The sequence below is a fragment of the Planctomycetota bacterium genome, assembly GCA_016872555.1.
Taxonomy (GTDB): domain Bacteria; phylum Planctomycetota; class Planctomycetia; order Pirellulales; family UBA1268; genus F1-20-MAGs016.
Window position 1 is genome coordinate 1 of record VGZO01000093.1, and the last position, 7,759, is coordinate 7,759.

Consider the following 7,759-nt stretch of genomic DNA (forward strand, 5'->3'; position numbering starts at 1 on the left):
ACCTCGAGCGCCTCGAGCAGCAATTGCTCGCGGCTGGCGCGGGCGGCGCGCTCGTCGCTGCCGAGGCAGACCGCGGCGATCTCGACCGCGACGCCATCGCCCGACGGATCACCGAGCGTCACGCTCGACGCCTCGGGATCGAGCCCAGGATGGGCGGCGACCAGCACCCGCAGTGACTCGAGCCGCTGCCGCAAGACCGCGGGGCCGCCCCCGGCCGGGAGCGTGAGCGTGATCGCCAGCGGGATCCGGTCGCGCCCTGAATAGTTGACCAACTGCGACTTGGCGAACTCGGCGTTGGGGATCGAGATCACCGTCCGGTCGGTGCCGCGGATCCGCGTCGACCGCAGGCCGATCCGCTCCACGCGGCCGCGCACCGATCCATATTGGCACTCGTCGCCGATCCGCACCGGCTTGTCGGCAAAGATCACCAGGCCCGCGATCAGGTTTTCGACCGTGTACTGCGATGCCAGCGCGATCGCCAGCCCGCCGGCCCCGAGCCCCGCCACCAGCGGCGTGACCGGCACGCCGAACGAGTCGGCGGTGGCGATCAGGATCCAGGCGACGAGGAGGAACCGGCCAACGTTGCTCGCCAGCCGCACCACCTGCCCCTCGATCGAATCGTTCCCCAGGCCGCGCCAGGTGAGAAACCACTCGGTCGCCCAGGCGACCGCATCGAGCACGCCGGTCACGACGCCGACGAGCATCACCGCGCGGGCCGCGACCTTCACCGCCACCAGCGTGTCGCCGGTGAGGCGGATCTGCTGCGTGCAGAGCGAGTCGACGGCAAGTCCCACGGCCACGAGCGTTGCCGGCAGCAGGAGCCGCTCGACCACCTCGAGCCTGTCCCCCGCCGCACGGCTGCGGATCCGCAGCGCTCCCCACACCAGCGCCAGCCCGACGAGCACGACGACGAGCGTGGCCCCCCACTGCCACACCGTCTCGCCGGCGACCGTGGCATGGACCCAGGCGGGCAGGGCGTTGATCAGCGCCTCGGGCACCAGCGGCCCGCCGAGCTGGACATACGACTCGAACAGCCCCGGCGTCCCGGCATCGGGCCGGTAGGGCAGGTCGCGGACGCGCGCGAAGAATTCCTCCGCGCGGCCCACGGAGTCCGCGGAGAAGACGAAGTCGCCGGCGCGCGGGCCCCCGGCGATACGGACCAGCGTGATTTCGGTCCCGGGAAGCCGCCAGCGCTCGATCCCCGCGCTCTTCACCGCCGCCGCATCGGGGATCGCCGCGAGCGGCGGCAGGGGGATCCGGTCGAGGACCTCCTTGAGGCACACCGCCGCCTCGCGCCCTTCCGATTCGACGAGCGACGACGGGATCGCCGAAAGATCGAGGCAACCCAGCGCGCGGCGGATCAGGCGCGCGTTCTCACCGCGCACGCCGCGCCTGGCGTCGGGGTTCTTGAAGTTGGCGGCGACGCGGTCGACGGTCGAGAGGAACCCGGCGAGCGTCGCCTGCGGGCTGGCCATGTCGAGCGGCTCGAGCGGGCCCTCGTCGGCCGCAGCGCGGGGGGCTGCGAACCCGCCGACGAGGATCGAGGCCATCACGAGGGCGATGGCCTGCCACGCAGCGGCATGGCGACCGTGCCGAACGGACCGCGCTGTCGGGGAAAGCACCATGATGGGTCCGGGCGGGGAAAACGGACAATCGGACGGATAGGGGGATAGCAGCCCGCCCGTCGACCGACAAGGTCACGCCCGACCTCCAACGCCCCCGCCTACCCATCCGCCCCGGCCGTCGGCGACGGGGGCCCGTCGGCCCGAAGCCGGCGCCGTAATCCCCACCCAGAGGCGGGACAGCATTCGCGATCGTGCGGCGTTCCCCGAAGTGCTCGCGGTCGAGCCCAGCGACGAGCCACGGCCAAGCGGCTGTCGCAAGCGGTGCTGGATGCCACAGGCCCGCGCCGCTCATCGCCCGATGTCGCTTGCCGACGCCCGGCACCGCTTGGCCTTTCGTCCGGTCAAGCCTCGTCAGGGCCCCGCCGCCTCGAGGGTGTCGAGCTCCCCGCGCGCTTCGGCCGACCCGGGCATCGTCGCCACCGCCATCCGCAGGGCAGCGCGCGCCGCGGGCAGGTCGGTCGCGCGCAGGCAGCGCCCGAGGGCCAGCCAACTCGGCCCGTGCCCCGGCTCGAGCGCGAGACCGTCGCGCAGCACCGCCGCGGCGTCGGCCGCTTTTCCCTGCGTGTCGAGCGCCAGCGCCAATTGCAGCCGCACGTCGACCGACTCGCGGTCGATCGCCAGCGCCCGGCGAAACGCCTGCTCCGCCGCCGCCGCGTTCCCCGCGGCCAGTTGCATCCGCCCCTCGATGAATTCGTAGACCTCCGGATGCTCTTGCTCGAGCGACCGCGTGAGCAGATCAGCCGCGCGGATCTCACCGGCCGCCTCGAGCTGCGCTACCCGGCGGATCCGGCTCTCGCGCCCCACCCGCCGGACAGCCAGATGGGTAGCATACGGATCGGCCGGCCAAGGGCTGTCGGCAGGCAGCGCCGCCGCCTCCGCCGCGAGCCGTCGCGCGGCATCGGCCGCACCGCGCCTCGCGGCCACGAGCGCCACAACCTCCGCTGCCGCGCGGCGCACGCGCGGATCGCCGCGCACGGCCTCGGCGAGCGCCTCCGCTTGGTCGAGGTCCCCGTCGGCAAGCGCCACGCGCGCAAGTGCCAGCCGGGCCCGGGCATGGTCGGGCTCGCGTGACAACAGCGCCTCGAAGTCGTTCCGGGCCTCGGGCAACCGGCCGAGCGACGCGAGCCATTCACCGCGCGCAAGCCGCGGCCACGAGGCCGCAGGATCGCGGGTGATCGCCGCAGCGACTTCGGCGACCGCGGCAGCCGGATCGGTCGGGCCGAGCGTGGCGGCCGCGTAGTAGGGCCAGTGCCACGCCGCCTCGTCGAGCGCCGCGGCGCGGCGGAAGCAGTCGAGGGCATGGGGCGCGTCGCCATGCGCCGCGATGAACAGTCCCAGATCACCCCACGCGGCGGCCACGCGCGGTTGGTTCCGCACGGTCGCGCGCGCCGCGTCAAGCGCCCGGGCCACGGCCGGATCGACGGGGGGCGGAGACAACTCCGGCACCGACGGGCCGACGAGCGACGGGAGCGCCGCGACAAGCGCCGCAGCCCCCGCGCACAGCGCCGCGACCGACAGCGACACCGCCCGACGCGCCGACACGCTCCTCGACAATGCCCCTCGGGCAGGCTGCCGATCACGTCCGGGAAGGCTCGGCCGGGAACGGCGCGGCGGCAGGCGGCGCTTGCTCATCGCGCCTCCCCGGTGCCCTGGACAAGCTCCAGCCGGCGGTCGCGCGGGCCACCGGCAAATGCCTCCGTCCGCCCGTCGGGCCAGCGGATCTCGATCGCGTCCACCCGCTCGGCGGCGCCGAGGCCGAAGTGGCACCAGGGATCGTGGCTCGACAGGTAGCTCGACCCCGGCTGGACGAGCCGGCGCTGGCGCCGGCCGCCGGCCATGACCGTCACGACAGCTCCCACGGCATCGCGGCCACCGGCGCGGAGCAGCGCCCGGACCGATAGCCACCCTCCCCGGCGTGGGGCGACGTTCTCGAGCAGCAGCGGCGCCTGCGCCGTGCGGCCGACGACGAGGTCGACGTCGCCGTCGCCGTCGATGTCGCCGGCACACAGCGGCCGGGCGACGTTGGCGACGGCGCACAGATCGGGGGCGAGCAGCGGCATGGCCATGAACCTACCGCTGCCGTCGTTGACGAGGAGATCGTTGGGTTGGGCATACGGGCGCCAGAACGGCGGCAGCCCCGGAGCCATGGCGGAGGGCCCGGCGAGGACGCGGCCGTTTGCCAGCGCCAGGTCGAGGTCGCCATCGAGATCGAAGTCGGCCAGCACCGTGCCGAACCCGGTGCCGCGCCGCAGCGCCGCCAGGCCGGCGGCGGCGGTGGCGTCGATGAACGAGCCGGCCGGGCCCTGGCGCCACAGCGTATGGGTCTCGAGGTCGAGATGGGTCACGAACAGGTCGTCGAGGCCGTCGCCGTCGACGTCGCCCCAGGCGATCCCCATGTTGGCGGCGGCGCGGCCGAGGGCGTCGACGGCCACGCCGCGGAGGACCGCCTCGTCGGCGAACGTGCCGTCGTGGCGGTTGATCCACAGCCGGTTGGGCTGCTGGTCGTTGGCCACGAAGACGTCGTCCCAGCCGTCGCCGTCGAAATCGGCGCAGAGGACGCCGAGGCCCGCCCCGGGCAGCGCCCCGATGCCGCTGGAGGCGCTCACGTCCTCGAAGCGCACGGCGCCTGAAGCGCTGACGTTTCTCCACAGCATCACGGGCTGGCCGGCGAAATCCTTCGGGCCGCAGAAGTCGCGGCGGCCATCGGGAGCGTGGCAGGTGCGTGCCGGGTCGTAGGCCACGTAGCAGGCGACGACGAGGTCGAGCCGGCCGTCGCGGTCGTAGTCGAAGAAGCTCGCCGACGTGCCCCACGCGCGCGAGGCCAGGCCGGCGTCGGTGGTGACGTCGCGGAAGCCGCGGCCGGCGTCGTTCATCAGCAAGCGGATGCCGCCATATTCGGTGATGCACAGGTCGGGATCGCCGTCGTCGTCGACGTCGCCGACGGCGACCCCCGAGCCGAACGACGTGAAGTCGAGGCCGCTGCCGGTCGCGACGAGCGTGAACCGGCCGTCGGGCTCCTGGTGAAACAGCCGGTGGGGCGAGCGCCCCTGCGGACCACAGCCGTTGAGGAGGAGGATGTCGAGCCGGCCGTCGCCGTCGTAGTCCAACAGCGCCGCGCCATTGCCCATGCTCTGGGGCATGAAGTGCGACCCGGCGGGGCCAGGGTCATTCACGGCGTCGAGCCCGCGCGTCACGGCGACGTCGCGAAACCAGACCGGCTCAGGGGTCCGCGCGCAGCCGGCGACGAGCAGTGCGACCGCGACACCGACGACGGCCATCACGCGCGTGGGCATGGCAGGTCGTGGAGACTTGATCCGCCGCAGGCGGGGGCCGAGTTGCGACACCAGCCACGGCTCCCGCGGTCGATCACGGTCGGCACGCGCCATCGCCGCCGTCCCCCTCGGGCCCGTCACGGCCCCGCGGAAGGAAACGGCGGCGGCTCGGGGAGCGACTCGAGGCGTTTCACCTCCTCGAGGAGGAACTCGGGGAGCATGAACGGCTCGGCGCCCACGTGCTGCCAGCGCATCCGGCCGTCGGCGGCGATGAAGCAGGTGGCGTGGAGCGGGCGGGCCTCGAAGTCGTCCCAGGCGTCGAGCGCCCGAAACGCCTGCCCGTCGGCCCCGGAATGGACCGGAAACGGACGCGGCGTCGTCACCGCGGCGATGTCGGCCGGCTTGTCGGTGCTCACGACCACCAGCGGCAGGCCGGCGGCGACGAAGGCCTCGGCCTTTGCGGCAAATGCCTCGAGCTGCTTGTTGCAGTGGACGCAGGCCTCGCCGAGCGTGAGGAGGACCACGTGTGGCCGGCCGCGGAGCGACGCGCCGCTGACGGGCGCGCCGTCGGCCGCGGTGGCCGTCCAGTCGCCCGACTGCCAGGCATGCCATTCGCGCGGGCCGAGCAGCGCCAGGTCGGGGCGCTCGCCGAGGTCGGTCGCCGGGGTCGGGGCCGAGCGCCAGTCGCCACTGCATCCGGCCGCCGCGGCGACGGGTGCGAGCCGGCGGAGCAGCGGCAGATCGGTGTCGGCCACGCCGGCGCGCGTGCGGACGGCCGCAAACGCCATCAGCGCCTCGTCCTTCTTTCCCGCCTCCCACTCGAGCCAGCACGACAGCGCCGCCGGAAGGAGCCTGTCAGCCTCACGCTTGTCGAGCTCCCGGGCGAGCTCGAGCCCCTTTGCCGGATCGCCGAGGGCGTGGTGGATCAGCGCGAGCCGGGCCTTGTCGATGTCGGCGACCGCCGCGAGCAACTGCTTCGCCTCGTCGATCCGCCCGGTGGCGAGGTGCGCGCGGAGGCGAACCTCGGCCAGGGGCGCCTGCAGCCGCTCGATCTTCTCCGACAGCGGCTGCATCGCCTCGGCCATCGCCTTGCTGATCTCGGCCGGGTTTTTCTTCTTCTCGCGGGCCTCGGCCTCGGCGCGGTCGGCGGCGGCGACGCGCTCGCTCCGCAGCCCGCTTTCGATCGCCGCGAGGCGCTCGAGCGCCGCGGTGCCGGCGGCGGTGTCGCCGCGCCCGAAGCCGGCGAGGGCGAGGAGGTGCTCGCGCCGCCACTGGTCGTCGAATTCGCGCCCCGGCTCGAGGTACGGCGTGTCGGCGAGTGCCGCGGCCACGCTCCACGCCTCCCAGTCGAGGATCGTCTCGACCAACCGGTCGCGGCCGTACTGCCAGCAGCTCCCCGGCTCGTCGAAACGCTGATCGGCCTCCGGCTTCCCCTCCTTGGCGCGCGGCACGCGCGGCATCGCCACCATGTTGGCCGCGATCGCCAGCGCGTCGCGGACGCGGCCGACGTGGTTGAGATCGCGCACCAGCCACTCGCTGTTGTGGGCGAAGTTGTGGATCTGGTCGGGGTAGACGTGGGTCCGGTGGGTGGCGGCGTGGTCGACGCGCGCCGCCGCCTCCTGCTGCCAGGCGGCGTCGTTCCAGCGGCGCAGCTCGGAATAGACATGGCCCGGCATGTGCCACATGTGGGCGATCCCCGGCGCCGCCGGCCCGCAGGCGGCGGCCGCGCGCAGGGCACGCGCGGCGCGGTGGTGATCCCAGAGGTGGATCACGTAGTGGTGGATCGGATGGCGCGGGTTGACGGCAAGGACGGCGTCGGCCAGCGCGTCGACGGCCAGCAGGCTGGGGATCGGCACGCCGCTCCGCGACTTGAACCACCACGAGAAGCCGACGAGAAACGCCCGTGACTCGAGGTCGTCGGGGTGGTCGAGGGCGATCTTCTCGAGAGCGGAGAGAAACTCCGTCGCCGCCGCCTTGCGCGCGTCGTCGTTCTTGTGTTCGGCGAACAGCTTCCGGACCGCCTCGATCCAGGCCTTCTCGCGCGGCGTCGCCTTGTCGAGCGCGGGGCCCGTGGCCAGCGCGATCAGTTGGCGGGCGCGGGCTTCGTTTTGGATGTTGGCCAGCGCCAGGCCGCAGTGGGCCATGACGCAGTCCTTGTCGAGCGCGAGGACCGTGCGGAACGAGCGCTCCGCCTCCCAGTAGGCGAACCCGTGGAGCTGGCCGATGCCTTGGTCGAAGAACGTCTGCGCTTCGGGGACCGAAGTGGTCACGGGGAAGTGGACCTCGCCACAGCCGGGCTGGGGTGGTAGCCGGCGGCGCGGGCCGACGGAAAACGCCTCGCCGTGGACGGAGTGACCGGGGGCGACACCCTCGGGGCCGTCGGCGACGGCGCGCCACGGGGCGACGACAGCCACAAGGGTGAGTGCCGCGAGGAGCGATAGCAGCCCGTGGAAAAAGTGATCGGCCGGCGGATGCGGCCGACGGCGACCCGGGAAACCCTCGGCGTTTCCCGCGGTCGCCTCAGTGGACACTGGCCTCAGAGGGCTTTGTCCACGGACAGTTAGGCGCGAGGCGAACATGGCTTTGAGAATACCCAGCCGTTGCCATGGCTCCAGCAGGGGCCGGGTTTGACGGTCGTGAGGGGCGGGGATGGCGCGATTGGTCGGGCTTCGCTGCGGAAGCGCGCGAGGAGCCTCGGCTCGGGCTCTGCAGAGGGGGACGCCCTTCTGTTACCGCATCGACCAGCGACCATGCGGGGAGCCTCGGCTCGGGCTCTGCAGAGGGGGACGCCCTTCTGTTACCGCATCGACCAGCGACCATGCGGGGAGCCTCGGCTCGGGCTCGGCAGAGGGGGACGCCCTT

Annotated in this window: 4 protein-coding genes; all 4 read right to left on the bottom strand. The window is 73.2% G+C overall.

All coding sequences use genetic code 11. From position 1 onward, the window contains the following. A partial coding sequence (locus FJ309_16790; protein MBM3956232.1) for a mechanosensitive ion channel family protein occupies positions 1-1,625 on the bottom strand: 1,625 nt, incomplete at its 3' end. 351 nt (positions 1,626-1,976) lie between these two features. Beyond that, the gene (locus FJ309_16795; protein ID MBM3956233.1) at positions 1,977-3,257 is read right to left on the bottom strand and encodes a tetratricopeptide repeat protein; all 1,281 of its coding nucleotides are present in this window, start codon (positions 3,255-3,257) and stop codon (positions 1,977-1,979) included. Next, positions 3,254-5,011 carry a CRTAC1 family protein gene (locus tag FJ309_16800; protein MBM3956234.1) on the bottom strand — a complete coding sequence of 586 codons (1,758 nt, stop codon included), beginning with the start codon at positions 5,009-5,011 and terminating at the stop codon, positions 3,254-3,256. The genes FJ309_16795 and FJ309_16800 overlap by 4 nt, the downstream gene beginning before the upstream one ends. 23 nt (positions 5,012-5,034) lie before the next feature. Further along, positions 5,035-7,311 (bottom strand): redoxin domain-containing protein, encoded by a 2,277-nt coding sequence (locus tag FJ309_16805; protein ID MBM3956235.1) that lies wholly within the window; start codon positions 7,309-7,311, stop codon positions 5,035-5,037. Between the last annotated feature and the right edge of the window lie 448 nt (positions 7,312-7,759).

What these genes read in the sequence shown, in the direction of transcription:
- FJ309_16795 (MBM3956233.1), bottom strand. Translation starts at nt 3,257, where the DNA reads ATGAGCAAGCGCCGCCTGCCGCCGCGCCGTTCCCGGCCGAGCCTTCCC.
- FJ309_16800 (MBM3956234.1), bottom strand. Translation starts at nt 5,011, where the DNA reads ATGGCGCGTGCCGACCGTGATCGACCGCGGGAGCCGTGGCTGGTGTCG.